The sequence below is a fragment of the Pseudomonas jinjuensis genome (genome assembly GCF_900103845.1).
GTDB lineage: Bacteria > Pseudomonadota > Gammaproteobacteria > Pseudomonadales > Pseudomonadaceae > Pseudomonas > Pseudomonas jinjuensis.
On the sequence record NZ_FNIJ01000011.1, the window covers coordinates 62,274 to 78,939 of the forward strand.

At 67.8% G+C, this 16,666-nt stretch carries 15 protein-coding genes and 1 pseudogene; 10 read left to right on the plus strand and 6 right to left on the minus strand.

Annotated elements, in window-relative coordinates; translation table 11 throughout:
- Positions 1-27: 27 nt before the first annotated feature.
- From BLR75_RS16470 to norR, 3 genes are all read right to left on the minus strand, one after another.
- Positions 28-894, minus strand: a complete 867-nt coding sequence (locus BLR75_RS16470; protein WP_084311045.1) for a pirin family protein — start codon at positions 892-894, stop codon at positions 28-30.
- A gap of 124 nt (positions 895-1,018) precedes the next feature.
- On the minus strand, positions 1,019-1,375 hold the full coding sequence (gene queD / locus BLR75_RS16475; RefSeq protein ID WP_084311047.1) for a 6-carboxytetrahydropterin synthase QueD: 357 nt from the start codon (positions 1,373-1,375) through the stop codon (positions 1,019-1,021).
- Between the two features lie 182 nt (positions 1,376-1,557).
- On the minus strand, positions 1,558-3,105 hold the full coding sequence (norR, locus tag BLR75_RS16480) for a nitric oxide reductase transcriptional regulator NorR (protein WP_084311049.1): 1,548 nt from the start codon (positions 3,103-3,105) through the stop codon (positions 1,558-1,560).
- A gap of 155 nt (positions 3,106-3,260) precedes the next feature.
- On the opposite strand from norR, the gene hmpA reads away from it, so the two are divergent.
- Genes hmpA through BLR75_RS16495 form a run of 3 tightly spaced genes read left to right on the plus strand, consistent with a single transcriptional unit; the run spans position 3,261 to position 5,935 of the window.
- Positions 3,261-4,442 carry an NO-inducible flavohemoprotein gene (hmpA, locus tag BLR75_RS16485; protein ID WP_084311051.1) on the plus strand — a complete coding sequence of 394 codons (1,182 nt, stop codon included), beginning with the start codon at positions 3,261-3,263 and terminating at the stop codon, positions 4,440-4,442.
- Positions 4,443-4,500: 58 nt separating this feature from the next.
- Positions 4,501-4,758 (plus strand): transmembrane sensor/regulator PpyR, encoded by a 258-nt coding sequence (locus BLR75_RS16490; protein ID WP_084311053.1) that lies wholly within the window; start codon positions 4,501-4,503, stop codon positions 4,756-4,758.
- Complete coding sequence (locus tag BLR75_RS16495) at positions 4,745-5,935, plus strand: NnrS family protein (RefSeq protein ID WP_084311055.1); 1,191 nt, start codon at positions 4,745-4,747, stop codon at positions 5,933-5,935. The genes BLR75_RS16490 and BLR75_RS16495 overlap by 14 nt, the downstream gene beginning before the upstream one ends.
- Before the next feature lie 225 nt (positions 5,936-6,160).
- On the opposite strand, the gene BLR75_RS16500 is transcribed toward BLR75_RS16495, so the two are convergent.
- The gene (locus BLR75_RS16500; protein WP_084311056.1) at positions 6,161-7,240 is read right to left on the minus strand and encodes a patatin-like phospholipase family protein; all 1,080 of its coding nucleotides are present in this window, start codon (positions 7,238-7,240) and stop codon (positions 6,161-6,163) included.
- 151 nt (positions 7,241-7,391) lie between these two features.
- Between BLR75_RS16500 and BLR75_RS16505 the strand changes: the two genes are divergently transcribed.
- Genes BLR75_RS16505 through BLR75_RS16520 form a run of 4 tightly spaced genes read left to right on the plus strand, consistent with a single transcriptional unit; the run spans position 7,392 to position 9,995 of the window.
- The gene (locus tag BLR75_RS16505; protein ID WP_084311058.1) at positions 7,392-7,697 is read left to right on the plus strand and encodes a PepSY domain-containing protein; all 306 of its coding nucleotides are present in this window, start codon (positions 7,392-7,394) and stop codon (positions 7,695-7,697) included.
- Positions 7,697-8,005: a PepSY domain-containing protein gene (locus BLR75_RS16510; RefSeq protein WP_084311060.1), complete on the plus strand. Its 309-nt coding sequence runs from the start codon at positions 7,697-7,699 to the stop codon at positions 8,003-8,005. Before BLR75_RS16505 ends, BLR75_RS16510 begins: the two co-directional genes overlap by 1 nt.
- A complete protein-coding gene (locus tag BLR75_RS16515) occupies positions 8,005-8,679 on the plus strand; it encodes a response regulator transcription factor (RefSeq protein ID WP_084311062.1) in 675 nt (224 codons plus the stop codon). The genes BLR75_RS16510 and BLR75_RS16515 overlap by 1 nt, the downstream gene beginning before the upstream one ends.
- On the plus strand, positions 8,676-9,995 hold the full coding sequence (locus BLR75_RS16520; RefSeq protein WP_084311064.1) for an ATP-binding protein: 1,320 nt from the start codon (positions 8,676-8,678) through the stop codon (positions 9,993-9,995). The genes BLR75_RS16515 and BLR75_RS16520 overlap by 4 nt, the downstream gene beginning before the upstream one ends.
- Positions 9,996-10,124: 129 nt before the next feature.
- On the opposite strand, the gene BLR75_RS27370 is transcribed toward BLR75_RS16520, so the two are convergent.
- The gene (locus BLR75_RS27370) at positions 10,125-10,880 is read right to left on the minus strand and encodes a methyl-accepting chemotaxis protein (protein ID WP_371858116.1); all 756 of its coding nucleotides are present in this window, start codon (positions 10,878-10,880) and stop codon (positions 10,125-10,127) included.
- Positions 10,881-10,982: 102 nt separating this feature from the next.
- A pseudogene (locus BLR75_RS27375) lies at positions 10,983-12,269 on the minus strand (methyl-accepting chemotaxis protein); the annotation flags it as partial.
- Positions 12,270-12,521: 252 nt separating this feature from the next.
- Here BLR75_RS27375 and BLR75_RS16530 point away from each other — a divergent pair.
- The 3 genes from BLR75_RS16530 to BLR75_RS16540 all read left to right on the plus strand — a co-directional run bounded on the left by BLR75_RS16530 (position 12,522) and on the right by BLR75_RS16540 (position 16,549).
- On the plus strand, positions 12,522-13,028 hold the full coding sequence (locus tag BLR75_RS16530) for an RNA polymerase sigma factor (RefSeq protein ID WP_084311068.1): 507 nt from the start codon (positions 12,522-12,524) through the stop codon (positions 13,026-13,028).
- 62 nt (positions 13,029-13,090) lie between these two features.
- A complete protein-coding gene (locus tag BLR75_RS16535) occupies positions 13,091-14,077 on the plus strand; it encodes a FecR family protein (RefSeq protein ID WP_084311070.1) in 987 nt (328 codons plus the stop codon).
- Positions 14,078-14,194: 117 nt separating this feature from the next.
- Positions 14,195-16,549 (plus strand): TonB-dependent siderophore receptor, encoded by a 2,355-nt coding sequence (locus tag BLR75_RS16540; protein WP_342741708.1) that lies wholly within the window; start codon positions 14,195-14,197, stop codon positions 16,547-16,549.
- The last annotated feature ends 117 nt before the right edge of the window (positions 16,550-16,666 follow it).

Consider the following 16,666-nt stretch of genomic DNA (forward strand, 5'->3'; position numbering starts at 1 on the left):
TCCTGTGCGGTTTCGGGGCGACCGGGATCAGCCCGGCAGTTCGATGCGTTCCACTTCTCCGGGGACCTTCGGCCACTCGCCTGCGGCCCAGCGGCGGCGGGCGTCCTCGATCAGCGCCGGGTCGCTGGCGACGAAGTTCCAGTTCATCCGCCGCGGCCCGTCCAGCGGCGCGCCGCCGATCATCATCAACTGGCAGTCGCCGCAGGCGCCGAGGGTGAAGGATTCACCTTCGGCGAGGACGACCATCTCGTGCAGGGGTAGCGGCTCGTCGTCCAGCAGGGCCTCGCCGCCGAGCAGGTAGAGCGCGCGCTCCGGGTGTTCGGCGGGCAGCGCGAGGGTGGCGCCGGCGCTCAGCCGCAGTTCGGCGAACAGGGTCGGCGAAAGTACCGGCACCGGCGATTCCAGGCAGAAGCCGCTGCCGGCGATCAGGCGGATGCGCACCCCGAGCGCTTCGCTTTCCGCGAGCTTCTCCGCCGGGAAGTGGTGGTAGCTCGGCGCGCGGCCTTCCTCAGCCTTCGGCAGCGCCAGCCAGACCTGCAGCCCGTGCAGGCGCGAGCCGCTGCGCAGCAGGTGCTCCGGGGTGCGCTCGACATGAGCGACGCCGCGTCCGGCGGTCATCCAGCTGACGTCCCGCGGCCGCACCAGTTGGTCGGAGCCGAGGCTGTCCTTGTGCTGCACCTCGCCTTCGAGCAGATAGGTCAGGGTCGACAGGCCGATGTGCGGGTGCTGGCGGATGTTCATGCCCCGGCCGGGCGCGAAGTCGCCGCCGAGCATGTGATCGAAGAACACGAAAGGTCCGACGCTGCGGCAACGGGCGGAGGGCAGGGCGCGCAGGACCGTCACACCTTCGACGTCCTCCGCGCGCGGGCGGATGGCAAGCAAGGCATCGCTCATGGCGAGATTCCGGCAGAAGTGTTCTGGGCATGATAGACGCTAGCCAGCCGGCGCACTTGTCGGCCGTCCCGCATGGCACGGAGCGGGAAGCGCGCACCCTTGCAGCGCGCGCATGGGGAGTGCGTCAGTCGCCGCGGTATTCGCAGCCGCTGGTGCAGGTCTCGTGCACGCGGATGCGCGACAGCTCCGGCAGTACCGGCTTGAGCTGTTGCCAGATCCAGCGTGCGAGGTTCTCGCTGGTGGGGTTTTCCAGGCCGGGAATCTCGTTCAGGTAGTTGTGGTCGAGCTGGTCGTAGATCGGCTTGAAGATTTCCTTGATCTCGGAGAAATCGCGAATCCAGCCGGTATGCGGGTCGACGTCGCCCTCGATGTAGATGGCCGCGCGGAACGAGTGTCCGTGCAGGCGACCGCACTTGTGCCCGGCCGGTACGTTGGGCAGGTGGTGGGCGGATTCGAAGGTGAATTCCTTGAAGATTTCCATGGTGTTGCGCTCGACAGCGAAAGCGGACCCGCGGGACCGCTCGAAGAATGGGGGCGATAGTTTATCACCATCGTGCTTGCGGGGTGGGGCAAGGCGACCGTGGGTCCATCCCGCGCTGCTGGAACCTACAAAAGAGTGCATTTCCGGGGGGATGGGTGGGGCGTGATCCACCATCAATGCCGTCACTTCAGTTCCAGCCGCCGCGCCAGCCGGTTGAGGTTGGCCCGGTCCAGCCCCAGCTCCCGCGCCACCGCCGCCCAGTTGCCGGCGTGGCGTTCCAGGCTGGCGGCGATCAGCTGGCGCTGGAACGCATCCAGCAGCGGGCGCAGTTCGCCGGCCGGCAGTTCCTCTGCCTGCGCTGGCGCGGGTTCCGGCTGATGGGCGGGGGACTGGTCGAGCCCCAGGTCGTCGGCCTCCAGGCTGAGGATGCGCGAATGCGGCGGATGGGCGGCGAGAGCGCGGAGGGAGGCGCGGCCGATCAGGTGCTCCAGTTCGCGCACGTTGCCCGGCCATGAATAGTCGAGCAGCGCCGCCTGGGCCGCGCGGCTGAGGCGCAGGCTGCGCAGGCCGAGGCGTGGGCGATTCTCTTCGAGGAAATAGCCGGCCAGCAGCAGCACGTCGTTGCCGCGCTCGCGCAGCGCCGGCACCCGCAGCGGGTAGACGCTCAGGCGGTGGTAGAGATCGGCGCGGAAGCGGTCGGCGCGGACTTCCTCGGCCAGGTCGCGGTTGGTCGCGGCGATCAGGCGCACGTCGACGTGCTGGTCGCGGTCCGAGCCGAGGCGCTGCAGCTGGCCGCTCTGCAGCACGCGCAGGAGCTTGGCCTGGATCGCCAGCGGCAGTTCGCCGACCTCATCGAGGAACAGCGTGCCGCCGTCGGCCAGCTCGAACTTGCCGCGGCGCTCGCCCACCGCGCCGGAGAAGGCGCCACGCACGTGACCGAACAGTTCGCTTTCCACCAGGGTTTCCGGCAGCGCCGCGCAGTTCAGGCTGACCATGGGTTTCGCCCGGCGCGGCGATTTCTGGTGGATGGACTGGGCCACCAGTTCCTTGCCGACACCGGTCTCGCCGCTGATCAGCACGCTCAGGTCGCTGCCGGCGACCACCTCGATCTCGTGCAGCAACTGCCGGTGCACCCGGCTGTGGCCGATCAGTTCGCGCGACTTGAGTTCGGAGGCGCGCTCGTAGGCTTCGGCGCGCTGTTCCTCGTGCTCGGCGCGGCGGGTGAGGTCGAGCATGCGCTGGCTGGCCTTGACCGTGGCGGCGGCGAGGCTGGCGAAGGCTTCCAGGTTGTCCAGGTCGCCGCCGGAGAAACGCTGCGGGTCCAGCGCGTCGAGGGTCAGCAGGCCCCATGGCTGCTCGTCGAGAAATAGCGGGCAGCCGATGCAGTCGTGGACTTCCAGGTGTCCGTGGAGTCCCTCCACCAGGCCGTCATAGGGATCGGGCAGGCCGCAGTCGGCCGGGAAATGGGTCGGCCCGTGGCGCTCCAGCAGGGCCTGCAGGCGCGGATGTTCGCTGATCTTGAAGCGCCGGCCGAGGGTGTCCGCGCTGAGGCCGTCCACGGCCAGCGGCACCAGTTGCTCGCCATCCAGGCGCAGCAGGGCGGTGGCATCGCATGGCAGCAACTGGCGAAGGGCTTCCAGCAGGCGCCGGTAACGTTCGCTTTCCGGCAGTTCGCGGGACAGGTCGGCCACCAGCGGGAGGAGGGTGGCGAGCAGGGGGTTGCTGGTCATTTTAACCCTGTTGTAGTCATCATGACTGCTTTGGTTGCTGGTCATTATGACCCTGATTCGGCTGGAAGTCCCGTGAATACCGGGCTGCGAAGCTGGCACGCTTCCTGTAATGACCAAGGCACAACAACCGTGACTTGCGTCCAAAGGAGAACCACATGCTGTCGAACGAACACCGCACCCTGATCAAGGCCACCGTCCCGCTCCTGGAGACCGGCGGCGAAGCGCTGACGCGGCATTTCTACCAACTGATGTTCCGCGATTACCCCGAGGTGCGGGCCCTGTTCAACCAGTCCCACCAGGCTTCCGGCGCCCAGCAGCGTGCCCTGGCCAACGGCGTGCTGATGTACGCCCGCCACATCGACGAGCTGGAGCAGCTCGGCCCGCTGGTGGCGCAGATCGTCAACAAGCATGTGTCGCTGCAGATCCTGCCGGAACACTACCCGATCGTCGGCGCCTGCCTGCTGCAGGCGATCCGCGAGGTGCTCGGCGAGGAAATCGCCACCCAGGAGGTGCTCGATGCCTGGGGTGCCGCCTACGGTCAACTGGCCGACATCCTGATCGGCGCCGAGGAATCGGTATACGCCCAGAGCGCCGCGGCGCCGGGCGGCTGGCGTGGCGCGCGGCGCTTCCGCATCGCCCGCAAGGTGAAGGAAAGCGAGGAGATTACCTCCTTCTACCTGCAACCGGTGGACGGCGGCGTGCTGCTGGACTTCCAGCCGGGCCAGTACATCGGCATGCGCCTGGAGCTGGATGGCGAGGAAGTACGCCGCAACTATTCCCTGTCCGACGCGCCGAACGGCCGCGAATACCGCATCAGCGTCAAGCGCGAGGCGGAAGGGCGGGTATCGGTGCACCTGCATGACAACCTGCAGGAGGGCGACGAGCTGGACCTGTTCCCGCCGGCCGGCGAGTTCGTCCTGCGCGACAGCGACAAGCCGCTGGTGCTGATCACCGCCGGCGTCGGCATCACTCCGGCGCTGGCCATGCTGAAGAAGGCTCTCGCCGGCAGCCGCGCGGTGCACTTCATCCATTGCGCGCGGCATGGCGGCGTGCACGCCTTCCGCGAGTGGATCGAGGAGCAGTCCAAGGCGCATCCGCAACTGGCGCACTTCTTCTGCTACAGCGAACCGCGCGAGCAGGACGAGGTGCATGCCGAGGGCTTCCTCAGCCGCCAGCTGCTGGCCGACTGGCTGCCGGCGCAGCGCGACCTGGATGCCTACTTCCTCGGGCCGAAGCCGTTCATGGCCCAGGTGAAGAAGCACCTGCACGAGCTGGGCGTGCCCGAGCGGCAGTGCCATTACGAGTTCTTCGGCCCGGCCAGCGCGCTGGAGGCCTGAGGTATCGCTGCCGGCCCCGCCGGGGGCCGGCAGCACGAATAAACCGGGGAGGTGTGCGATGGAAGGTCTATTCTCTTGTCCGCAACGCAACCTGAAACTGTCGTCGGGAATGCTCGGCGGTGGAGTCGCGCTGCTGATTGTCGGCATCGTCGGCGCCTATGGCGTCGACCAGCACCTGAGCCTGCCGGCAGTGCTGGCGGCCCATGCGCTCACCGTCCTCGGACCGACTTCACTGAAGCTCGGCTACGTGCTGCGTCTGATCGCCCAGCACCAGATGCGCCAGCCGGGATGGGAGGAATGCTGTGCTGCTGGTTGATCGACGTGCTCTGTTGGCGATTCCGTCGCTGTGGCGGCTGGGATTCCGCCCCTTCTTCCTTGGTGGATCGCTGTTCGCGGTGGTCGCCATCGGTGCCTGGATCGCCGTGCTGCTGGGCGTGCTGCCGGAGTGGCAGCCGCTCGGCGGCTGGCTGGCCTGGCACCGCCACGAAATGCTGTTCGGCTTCGCCGTGGCGATAGTCTCCGGCTTCCTGCTCACCGCGGTACAGAACTGGACCGGCCGCCCCGGCGTCAGCGGTACGCCGCTGATCTGGCTGGCCGGGCTGTGGCTGGCGGCGCGTCTCGGCTGGCTGTTCGGCGCGCCGTTGGCGCTGGTCGGACCGCTGGAGCTGGCCCTGCTGCCGGCGCTGGCCTTCTTCATCGGCCGCAGCCTGTGGCAGGTGCGCCAGGTGCGCAACTATCCGATTCTGGCGGTCCTGCTGCTGCTGGCGCTGGCCGATGTGCAGTCCGTGGTCGGGCTGGCGATCGGCAACGAGGACTGGCAGCGCAGCTCGGTGCTGGCGGCGATCTGGCTGGTCACCGCGCTGATGACGCTGATCGGTGGCCGGGTGATCCCCTTCTTCACCCAGCGCGGCCTGGGACGGCAGCAGCAGGTGCCGGCCTGGCCCTGGCTGGACAATGCGCTGCTGGCCGGCACCCTGTTGCTGGCCGTGCTCACCGCCTTCGGCCTGACCCTGCAGGCGCATCCGCTGCTGGCGCTGCTGTTCGGCGTACTGGCGGTCGGTCACTGCATCCGCCTGGTACGTTGGTGGGACCGCGACCTGTGGCGGGTACCGCTGCTCTGGTCGCTGCACCTGGCCTACTTCTGGATAGCCGTGGCCTTCGCCGGCATGGCGCTGTTCCACCTGGGCCTGGGCTTCTCTTCCAGCCTGGCGCTGCATGCCCTGACCGTGGGCGGCATTGGCGGGCTGATCCTGGCGATGATCGCGCGGGTCAGCCTCGGCCACACCGGCCGCCCGCTGCAACCGCCGGCGGCGATGGGCTGGGCGTTCGCGTTGCTGAACCTGGGCACGGTCGGCCGCGTGTTCGTCTCGGCCTGGCTGCCGCTGCCGGGACTGGCGATCGCCGCGGGCTGCTGGGTGGCGGCGTTCGGCCTGTTCGCCTGGCACTACGGACCGATGTTCTGGAAGCCGCGGGTGGATGGGCAGCCGGGTTGAATCTTCTTCGCGAGCAAGCTCGCTCCTACAGCGTTGTAGGCGGCCGATCAGGGTAGGTGCTGGACCTGTGGCGGATAACGCTGGCGCGTTATGCGCCCTACGGGGTGCCTTTTCGTTCCCGCGCTCCTGCGTGGGAACGCATCCCCGGACGCTCCCGCGTCCAACCCGCCGGGGCCGCGTGTGCGGCCATGGTGGATCGATGGAGCTGATCCACCCTACGTATCGTCAAAGCGCCTGCAACCGCTCCCCCAGCCGGCCGCTGTCGGCCAGTTCGAGGAACTCCTCGCCCATCCGCCGGCTCTCGTCCATCGCCTTGCGCCAATACCGCTCGCGCCCGGCGTCGTCGCCCATGTAGCGCTTGAAGTCCTTGCGGTCCGGCAGCTTGCTGTGCGGCAGGCGCGCCAGGTATTCGCGGGAGGGCGCCAGCAGCAGGACGTCCTGCAGGCGGTCGGCATCGCCGCGGCGCCAGGGCAGGCCCTTGTCGAACCAGCCGGGGATGACCCTGTCGGTGAAGTGCGGATAGAGCACCACGCCGCCGCCCTGGTAGGGCAGGTCGAGGTGGTAGTCGAGCAGGCCGCCGTCGCGATAGGTGCCGGGGCCGACGCCGGGAATGTCGCGCACGCCTTCCATCACCATGGGGATCGAGCCCGAGGCGAGCAGCGCGTGACGCAGGTTGCCGACGTCCAGCGGCAGGCAGCGCGAGGGGAAGTCGGCGAGTGCCGTCAGCGGCGGGACGAGGCGCGCGTCGTGCAGGATCACCCGCTCGAAATGCCGCTGCAGGTGGCGGCGGCCGAGCAGGTTGTCGCGGATCACCGCGCCCAGGCCGAGGCCCAGCGAGCCCTTGCCGTCCCGGGCGAGGCGGCCGTGGCTTTTCACCACAATCACGTTGAGCCGGTAGTGTTGATTGGCCAGGACTTGCGCATCCTGCCCGTCGAGCAAGTCATCGAGCATCCGCGCGCAGCTGCGCGAGACCTCGGCGAGGCTGGCGTTGCGGGCGAAACGCTGCTGCGTGTACAGCTCGCCGAGGCGGCGGATGCCGGCGGCGGGGGCCGCCAGGCAGGCGCTGGCGAAACGCCAGGAGCCGATGGAAGCGCCGATCAGCGAGCGCTCGCGCGGCGCACGGGGCAGCCATTCGCCGAACAGCGCCAGGTCCAGGCCCTGGATGCCGAGCGCCTTCGGCCCGCCGGCCGCACCGGGCAGGATGCCGACATCGGAGGGCAGCAGCCCCTGTTCGCGGATGCGCCGCAGGGCGCGGGAGCCGGCCTTGAGGGTGAGGGCGGGGAACTTGATCTGGATCGCGGTCATGCGGACCTCGCAGGTGCAGGCCCGCGATTATAGAGCCTGGTGCCGTTCCGCCATTACAATTCACGGCATGAATGGTGGTGGAGGGTTCAGCTTGGATTAAGTCCGGCTGGCTACTCTGAATAGGCCGAATCCACCCCACAGGAGCGCCCCGATGAAATCCCTCACCGCACTGTTCGCCAGCACCGTCCTGGTACTCGCCGCAGGCATCGCCCAGGCCCACGATATCGGCCCCGACGAGGCGCTGCGCCTGCGCGACGCCGGCACCATCAAGAATTTCGAGGAACTCAACCAGGCCATTCTCGCCAGGCATCCCGGCGGCAGGGTGTCCGACACCGAACTCGAACTCGAACACGGCCGCTACGTCTACAAGGCCGATGTGACGGATCCCCAGGGTCTCGAGTGGGACGTGCGGGTGGATGCCACCACCGGCCAGGTCGTCCGGGATCGCCGGGATTGATGAACCTTTCCCGGGGAAGAGCGGCCCTTCTCGCCCTGTTGCTGCTTCCGCCGTTCGCCGCGGCCCACGACCTGAGCCAGGACGAAGCGCTGCGCCTGACTCGCGAGGGGGTGATCCGTTCGTTCGAGGAGATCCTGCCAGCGGCGCTGGCGCGCTATCCCGGCTCGCGGCTGCTGGAAGCCGAGCTGGAGGAAGAGCACGATGGTTACGTGTATGAAGTCGAGCTGGTAACGCCCGACGGGGTGGTCCGCGAGCTCGAACTGGACGCCCGCGATGGCCGGATTCTCAAGGACAAGGAAGACGACTGATGCGCCTGCTGCTGGTTGAAGACCATGTGCCGCTCGCCGACGAACTGCTGACCGGCCTGACCCGCCAGGGCTACGCGGTGGACTGGCTGGCCGACGGCCGCGACGCCGCCGTGCAGGGCGCCAGCGAGCCCTACGACCTGATCATCCTCGACCTCGGCCTGCCGGGGCGTCCGGGCCTCGAGGTGCTGCGCGAATGGCGCGGGCTGGGCCTGACGACGCCGGTGCTGATCCTCACCGCGCGCGGCTCCTGGGCCGAGCGCATCGATGGCCTGAAGGCCGGCGCGGATGACTACCTGACCAAGCCGTTCCACCCGGAGGAGCTGTCGCTGCGCATCCAGGCGCTGTTGCGCCGCGCCCACGGGCTGGCCAACCAGAGCCATCTCGACGTCGCCGGGCTGCGCCTGGACGAGGCGCGCCAGACCGTGCTGCAGGGCGAGCGCGAGGTCGACCTGACCTCCGCCGAATTCCGCCTGCTGCGCTATTTCATGCTGCATCCGGGGCAGCTGCTGTCCAAGTCGCATCTCGCCGAACACCTGTACGACGGCGAGACCGAGCGCGACTCCAACGTCATCGAGGTGCACATCAACCACCTACGCCGCAAGCTCGGCCGCGAGGTGATCGAAACCCGGCGCGGCCAGGGCTATCGCTTCACCGGCAGCGGAGCCGCGAGTTGAGTTCCATCCAGCGGCGCCTGGGCCTGAGCCTGGCGGCGGTTCTGCTGATCATCGGCCTGGCGCTGGCGCAGGCGGGGGTGTGGCTGTTCGACCAGGGCCTGCGGCGCTACCTGATCACCGGCCTGCGCGACGAGGCGGAAAGCCTGCTGGTGGCGACCATCCGCGGGCCGGCGGGGCTGCAACTCGATCCGCAGCGGGTCGACGCGATGTACGAGCGCCTGTATTCCGGGCGCTACTTCCTGATCCGCTTCGACGACACCATCTGGCGCTCGCGCTCGCTGTGGGACAGCGAGCTGCCGATGCCGGAGCGCAAGGGCCTGGCCGATGGCCTGGCGGACGGTCCGGACGGCCAGTTGCTGCTGGTCTACCGCAGCGACTACCGGCGCTATGGCCGCGAGCTGAAGATCGCCGTGGCGCAGGACTACCGGCCGATCCTGCGCCGCCTGGAGCGCCTGCGCTGGATCGGCCTGGGCACGGGCCTGGTGGCGCTGCTGCTGATCCTGTTCCTCCAGCGCCTGGCGGTACGCCGCGCCCTGCGCCCGCTGGAACAGGTGCGCCAGCAGATCGCCCAGCTGCAGGCGGGGCAGCGCAGCCAGCTGGATACCCAGGTGCCGCAGGAACTGGTGCCGCTGGTGGAGCAGGTCAACCACCTGTTGCAGTACACCGAGGACAACCTGCGCCGTTCGCGCAACGCCCTGGGCAACCTCGGCCATGCGCTGAAGACGCCGCTGGCGGTGCTGACCAGCCTTGCCGACCGCGAGGAAATCCGCGCCCAGCCGGAGCTGCGCAGCCTGCTGCAGGAGCATCTCGAACAGATCGACCAGCGCCTCGGCCGCGAGCTGGGCCGCGCGCGGCTGGTCGGCGAGGCGCTGCCCGGCGCGCATTTCGACTGCGCCACGGAGTTGCCGAGCCTGTGCGAGATGCTGCGGCGCATCCATGGCGAACACCTGGACATCGGCTGGCGCGCCGAGCCCGGGCTGCGCCTGCCGTTCGACCGCGAGGACCTGCTCGAACTGCTTGGCAACCTGCTGGACAACGCCTGCAAGTGGGCCGACGGACAGGTGCGCCTGAGCATCGAGAAGCAGGCCGGGCGCTATCTGTTGCAGGTCGAGGACGACGGGCCGGGGATCGCCGAGGAACTGCGGGAAAGCGTGCTGGAGCGCGGTACGCGGCTGGACGAGCAGGTCGCCGGGCATGGCCTGGGGCTGGGCATCGCGCGGGATATCGCCGAGGCCTGTGGCGGGCGGTTGAGCCTGGGGAGCAGCGGGCTGGGGGGATTGCTGGTGAGCGTGGAGCTGCCGCGCAGATCGAAGTAGGGCTGCCGTGGTTGGGCTTTTTGTAGGAGCCAGCTTGCTGGCTCCTACAGGTTGCTCCAATGGGAGCGCTAATCCAGAAGACAGCTCCTGTGGTTTCCACGCTCCCGCATGGGAACCACAGGCCACCGCTTACGCCCGGAACTGCTCCATCAGCCCCTGCTGGTGATTCGCCAGCTGGTTCAGCGACTGGCTGATCTGCGCCGATTCCTCGGCCTGGCCGGAGAGCGATTCGGTGACGTCGCGGATGCCGGCGACGTTGCGGTTGATCTCCTCGGCCACCGCGCTCTGTTCCTCGGCGGCGCTGGCGATCTGCAGGTTCATGTCGGTGATCACGCTGACCGACTCGCCGATCCGGCGCAGCGCGGCGACCGCCTGTTCGACCTGGCTGACGCTGCTCTGCGCCTGGCGATGGCTGTTGCCCATGGCGCCGACCACTTCCTGGGTGTCGCTCTGCAGGCTTTCGATGACCTGGCGGATTTCCTCCACCGAGTCCTGGGTGCGCCGCGCCAGGTTGCGGACCTCGTCGGCGACCACGGCGAAGCCGCGGCCGGCCTCGCCGGCGCGGGCCGCCTCGATGGCGGCGTTGAGCGCCAGCAGGTTGGTCTGCTCGGCGATGGAGCGGATCACTTCCAGCACCGAACCGATGCGCTCGCTGCTCGCCGCCAGGCCTTCGACCTGGCGCATGGCCTGGTTCATCTCGCTGGCGAGGTTGTCGATCAGGCGGGTGGTGCTGTCGATCACCTCGAGGCCGTCGCGGGTCGCGCTGTCGGCGCCGCGCGCGGCTTCGGCGGCCAGCGCCGCGCTGTTGGCGACGTCGTGGGCGGTGGCGCTCATTTCCTGGGAGGCGGTGGCGACCTGGTCGATCTCGCGGAACTGCTGGTGCATGCCGGCGCTGGTCTGGCTGGCCACCGAGGAGGACTGGTCGGCGGTGGCGCGGGCGTCGCGCACCGAGGCCTTCACGTCGCGGATGATCGGCTGCAGCTTGTCGAGGAAGCGGTTGAACCAGCCGGCCAGGGTGCCCAGCTCGTCATGGCTGCTGTAGTCGAGGCGGCGGGTCAGGTCGCCTTCGCCGCTGGCGATGTCGCGCAGCATGTCGGCCAGGCGCTGGATCGGGCGCGTCACGCCCCGTGCGGTGAAGGCCATGGCGACGAGGCCGAGCACCACGGCGAGCAGGCCGAGGCCCAGCTCGGTGAGCGAGCCCTCGGTGCGCTGCCGGTCGAGTTCCTTCTGCAGGGCGATGGCCGGGCCGAGCAGCGCCTTCTCCGGAACCTCGACCAGTACGCCCCAGGGGGTAGCGTCCGGGATCGGCAGCAGGGGCTCGACGATGCGCAGCTGGTCGCCGTGGCGCATCGCGCGCTGTTCGCCGCTGGCCACCGCCTGCATCAGTTCCTCGCCGTGTTCGGCATAGACCTCGCGGATCTTCCCGGACAGCCTGGATTCGTCCGCGCTATGCCCGGCGAGCAGGCCGGCCGGGCTGACGATGCTCACCGCGCCCTGGCCGCCGTACAGGTCGCTGGCGCCCTGGCGGCTGATTTCCTGCAGCTTGTCCAGGCTGATGTCGACGCCCATGACGCCGATGACCCTGCCGTCCTGCAGCAGCGGGAAGGCGATGCTGGTCATCAGCATGCGGCGGCCGGCCGTTTCGTCGAAATAGGGTTCGAGGATACACGGCTTGCCGGTGGTCTTCGGGCAGGTGTACCAGGCGTTGTAGGCACTGCCGCTGGCGCCGGGCGTGGTGTCGGCGAGCTGCGCTTCGGTCAGGGTTTCGGATTGCAGTTCGCCGGCGACGGCCTGCGACCAGTACAGGCCGAAACGCCCCTTGTCGTTGCTGCCCAGGGTCGACTGGCCGGCGAACAGGTCGTCCTTGCCGTCCAGGGCGTTGGGTTCGAAGGTGACGTAGAGGCCGAGCAGTTCCGGATTGCCTTCCAGCGCGCTACGTACCTGCAGGACCAGGTCCTCGCGCAGGTCATAGGCGTCGAGGAAGCGTTTTTCCGCCTGTTCGCGGAGGAACAGCACCTGGCGGGCGAAGCCCTTGCCGTACTGGTAGGCATCCATGAAATAACGCTGGATGCGCAGGGATTCGGCCAGGCCCTGCGACTTCAGGCGGCCCTGGGCGGCCTCGTCGAGCATCTCGGCGCTGGACTGCTTGACCAGCGCGGTGCTGTGCTGCATGCGGTACACGGACAGGCCGACCAGTAGTGATACCACGCCGAACAGGCAAAGGCCTGCCAGCAGGGTGATCTTCCATTGGATGGAAATACGGCGGAGGGGCATGGAGGTTGTCCTTTCTTATAGGAAATCTCGGGGATTGCCGGGTTATCGGCAGCCCCGGCCGCGCCTTGATCCCTGAATGTGCGGAATCCTGATCAGTGGTATGTGCAAGCCTTGTCGCGCCGGGGAAGCTTTTCCTGCTTCCTGTGGCCGCCGTATTCGATATTTCGTCTCAATTGATAGTGGTTATCAATTGTTATAGTCTGCGCCTCCATCCCGGTGAATCGCCGGTGTTCCTCATTCCGGACTATTGCCGTGGCCGACGATCTCGACCGTTTGTTTCGCCTTTATCAACGCGAGCTGCAGCAGTTGGCCAGGCGCCGGGTGAGCGACGGGGAACTCGCGGCCGACCTCGTCCAGGACACCTTCCTGCGCTACGCGGGGATGGACGCGAAAGGGCGGCAGGCCGTGGAAAGCCCGCGCTTTTTCCTCTGGCGCATCCTCGGCAACCTGATCGTCGACTGGCGCCGCGGCAATGCGCGGCGGGGGATTGCGGCCGACCTCGACGAAGTGCAGGACGAGCTGTTCGATCCGCGCCCGTCGCCCGAGCGGATGCTCGAACTGACCCGCCAGCTGCAGAGCCTTCATGCGGCGTTGGCGGAGTTGCCCGAGAACTGCCGGAGCGCCTTGCTGCTGAATCGCCTCGAAGGCCTGGGACATATCGAGATCGGTCAGCGGCTCGGGGTCTCCGCCAGCATGGTTTCCAAGTACATCATGCAGGCGCTGCGGCATTGCGCCCGCCGTTGCCTGCTGGAGCCATGAGGGACTGTCGATCCCGGCTGGCGAAACGTCTTCATCATTGAACACCTATCCATAAGGCTCCCATGTCGGATCAGCAGCCCCGAATCTCCCCCGAGGACCTGGACGCTCCTCTCGACCCGTGCCTGGAAAAGGCGCTGGCCTGGATCGTGCAGCTGCATTCCGGCACTCAGACCTCGGACGACTGGGCCGCCTTCGAGCGCTGGAAGTCGGCCGACGAAACCCATCGATTGGCGGCACGCCAGGCCGAGCGGATCTGGAGCGGCCTGGCCATGTCCGATGCGTCGCCGCGCAAACCGGCTTCCCGGTGGTTGCAGGTGGCTGCCGTCGGAGCGCTGGGCCTGGCGCTGCTGCTGGGTGGCTACGGCAGGCAGGACGGCTGGTTCGCCGACTACCGCACGGCGGTTGCCGAGCGGCGGGTAGTGGAGCTGGCCGATGGCACGCGCATGGAGCTGGCGCCCTCGACCCGCGTCGATGTGCGTCTGTCCGCTGGTGAACGCGAAGTACGCCTGTACGGAGGCGAGCTGCACGTGCAGGTCGCCGCCGACCGGGATCGCCCCTTCTACGTGCGCGCGGGGGAAGGGAGCATCCGCGCGCTGGGCACCGGCTTCGATGTGCTCAGCGAGAACGACCGCGTGCGCGTGGCGGTGACCGAGCATGCGGTGGAGGTTCGCTACCGCGACGGCACCACCGAGTCGGTTACCGAAGTCAGGGAAGGGCAGGCCTTCGACTATGGCAGGCGTCGTACCGGCCAGCGCGCAGCGGAGTCGGTCGAGGTGGCCGACCTCACGGCGTGGCGCCGTGGGCGCCTGGTATTCGATGCCCGCCCGCTGGGCGAGGTGATCGACGAGCTGAACCACTACCGGAAGGGACTGTTGGTGATCACCGATGCCTCGCTGCGGGAGCTGCCGGTGACCGGGGTGTTCGACATCTCTGCGCTGGAGCGCCAGTTGCCGCTGCTGGAATCCGCCTTGCCGGTCCGCCTGGTGCGCTGGCCCGGCGTGACCCTGATCGAGCGGGATGACACGCGGAACGACCCTGCCACGCGCTGAAGCGAAGATTCCTGAAAAAAGCGCTGTCGATCTTTTGCCGCTCGGCGTCTTTCTCCGATGAGAGTGATTTTCATCTCACCCGCGCTGGCGGGCACACGGTTCATTGGGGGAAATTTCGTGACACACGCATGGCAGCGCCACGCGCTTTACGGCGCCTTATTGACTCTCTGCAGTTCCGTTCCTTTTGCCGCACAGGCGGCCGACAGTGGCAATGGCGAAGCCGTTGCGGTCAGCGAGGCGCGCCGCAGCTTCGACATTCCGGCGGGGCCGCTGGGCAAATCGCTGATCGCGTTCAGCCAGGCGAGTGGCCTGCACCTGCTGGTTTCCAGCGATCTGCTCGAAGGCCGCGAAGCGCCTGCGCTGCGTGGCGAGTACGGCACGAAGGAAGCACTGCGCATTCTGCTGGCGGGTTCCGGGCTGGGTTTCCAGCTCTCCGACGGCAATGTCAGCGTGTTCGCCAGCGAGTCCGGGGACGATGTGAGCGCGCTGGCGCCGCTGGTCATCAAGGGCGACGTACTGGCGTCGTCCAGCGAGGAAACGCTGCGCACCTACGCCGGTAGCCGCAGCGTAGTCACCGAAGCGAACCTGAAGAAAGGCAGTGTGCGCGGCGTCGATGATGCGCTGCAGCGCGTCCCCAGCGTGAAGATCTTCGACGAGACCGGCACCGGCGCCTTGCCGCAGATTTCCGTGCGTGGCCTGTACGAGAGCCGCAGCGGACGCATCCAGGCGCTTTCCGACGGCATTCCCATGGCCCTCGCACCTTATGGGCAGACCGGCCTTTCGCTGTTTCCGCTGACCCTGGCGACCATCGATCGCATCGACATCGTCCGCGGCGGCGCCGCCGTGCAGTACGGCCCGAACAACGTCGGCGGGGTGATCAACTTCATCAGCCCGCCGATTCCGCGCGAATGGCGGACCACCCTGCAGGAGCGCGCCACCTTCGCGCCCGGCGGACGCCAGCTGTGGGACAGCTACATCGGAACCGGCGGCTACCTGACCGACAACTTCGGCCTGCAGCTCGACCTCAACACCATCAACGGCGAATACGGCCGCGAGCATTCCGATACCGATGTGCAGAACTACCGCCTGCGCGGCCAGTGGAACATCGACGACGAGCGCGAGCTGAGCTTCGGCGTGCAGCGCTACATCGCCGACATCGACCTGGCCGGCGCGCTGAGCGTGAGGGACTACCGCGACGACCCGCGCCAGTCGACCCGCCCGCTGGATCGCTTCGAGGGCGATACCGACCGTGTCTGGGGCACCTACACCCAGTACTTCGGCGCCATCGGCCCGTTCGACTCGGTGGAGTTCAGCTGGACCAACTTCGCCCACAACAGCTACCGCAACTTCGTGGTCGGTCTGCCGTTCAATCCGGACGCGACGCCCGCCACCAGGCAGGATGGCCCGCGCGACTTCAAGGTCTGGGGCAGCGAGCCGCGCCTGAGCATGAGCATCGACGGCGACAGCGTCAGCCAGACCTGGCTGCTCGGCGCCCGCTACGTGCGCGAGGACATCGACTACCGCGTCGACCGGCAGAACCTCGCCACCGGCGTGAAAAGCGTATTTCGCGACTGGAACTTCGACGACGAAGCCAAGGCAGCCTATATCAGCAACGCCATCAGCCTGCTCGACCATCGCCTGACCATCACTCCCGGTGTGCGCTACGAAAGCGCGACCATGGACTACAGCGATTCCGTCACTGGCTTCAAGCACAGCAACGAGGCTCGCGAGTGGCTGCCCGGCCTGACCATCGGCTTCCAGGCCACCGAGGACTGGTTCGTCTACGCCAACGCCCAGCGCTCGCTGCGTCCGCCGCAAGTGACGCAGATCGTCAAGGAAGGCGACGTCGATGCGGAACTGGCCTGGAACTACGAGACCGGCGTGCGCTACACGCCCTGGGATGGCCTGCGTGCCGACTTCGGGCTGTACCGCATCGACTTCGATGACCAGATCGAATTCAACGCCACCACCGACCGCTTCGTGAACATTGGCAGCACCCGGCACCAGGGCATCGAGACCGAAGTGTTCTGGACCCCGGAAGGCATGCGCAATCTGGACCTGCACGCCGGTTACGCCTACCTCGATGCCGAACAGCGCTCCGGCCAGTTCAAGGGCAACGAGGTGCCGTTCTCCTCGAAGCACCAGATCATCCTCGACGGTCGCTACCGCTTCGCCGAGAACTGGACCTACAGCCTGGATGGCCTCTACGTCAGCAGCGCGTTCACCGACGCGGCGAATACCCATGACGAGAACGCCATCGCTTCGGTCGGCGAGCTGCCGTCCTACTGGCTGTGGAACACCGCGCTGGAGCGTGAATTCCGCCTCAACGACGGCAGCCTGCTGACCGGTTCGGCCGGCATCAGCAACCTGTTCGATCGCCAGTACTACTTCCGCGGCATCGACACCAGCCCGTGGGGCCGCCAGCCGGCGCCGGGCCGCACCCTGACCCTCGGGGTGAAGTACCAGTTCTGATGCTGTTGCCGAAATGAAGAAACCCGCCGTGGCGGGTTTTTTCATGCCTGACGCTGTCCGGAACCGCATCGCTATTGCACTCGTCCCGTCATCTGCTGACTAATGGATGACCTGCCT

What these genes read in the sequence shown, in the direction of transcription:
- BLR75_RS16470 (WP_084311045.1), bottom strand. Translation starts at nt 894, where the DNA reads ATGAGCGATGCCTTGCTTGCCATCCGCCCGCGCGCGGAGGACGTCGAA.
- queD (WP_084311047.1), bottom strand. Translation starts at nt 1,375, where the DNA reads ATGGAAATCTTCAAGGAATTCACCTTCGAATCCGCCCACCACCTGCCC.
- norR (WP_084311049.1), bottom strand. Translation starts at nt 3,105, where the DNA reads ATGACCAGCAACCCCCTGCTCGCCACCCTCCTCCCGCTGGTGGCCGAC.
- hmpA (WP_084311051.1), top strand. Translation starts at nt 3,261, where the DNA reads ATGCTGTCGAACGAACACCGCACCCTGATCAAGGCCACCGTCCCGCTC.
- BLR75_RS16490 (WP_084311053.1), top strand. Translation starts at nt 4,501, where the DNA reads ATGGAAGGTCTATTCTCTTGTCCGCAACGCAACCTGAAACTGTCGTCG.
- BLR75_RS16500 (WP_084311056.1), bottom strand. Translation starts at nt 7,240, where the DNA reads ATGACCGCGATCCAGATCAAGTTCCCCGCCCTCACCCTCAAGGCCGGC.
- BLR75_RS16505 (WP_084311058.1), top strand. Translation starts at nt 7,392, where the DNA reads ATGAAATCCCTCACCGCACTGTTCGCCAGCACCGTCCTGGTACTCGCC.
- BLR75_RS16510 (WP_084311060.1), top strand. Translation starts at nt 7,697, where the DNA reads ATGAACCTTTCCCGGGGAAGAGCGGCCCTTCTCGCCCTGTTGCTGCTT.
- BLR75_RS16515 (WP_084311062.1), top strand. Translation starts at nt 8,005, where the DNA reads ATGCGCCTGCTGCTGGTTGAAGACCATGTGCCGCTCGCCGACGAACTG.
- BLR75_RS27370 (WP_371858116.1), bottom strand. Translation starts at nt 10,880, where the DNA reads ATGCACCAGCAGTTCCGCGAGATCGACCAGGTCGCCACCGCCTCCCAG.
- BLR75_RS16535 (WP_084311070.1), top strand. Translation starts at nt 13,091, where the DNA reads ATGTCGGATCAGCAGCCCCGAATCTCCCCCGAGGACCTGGACGCTCCT.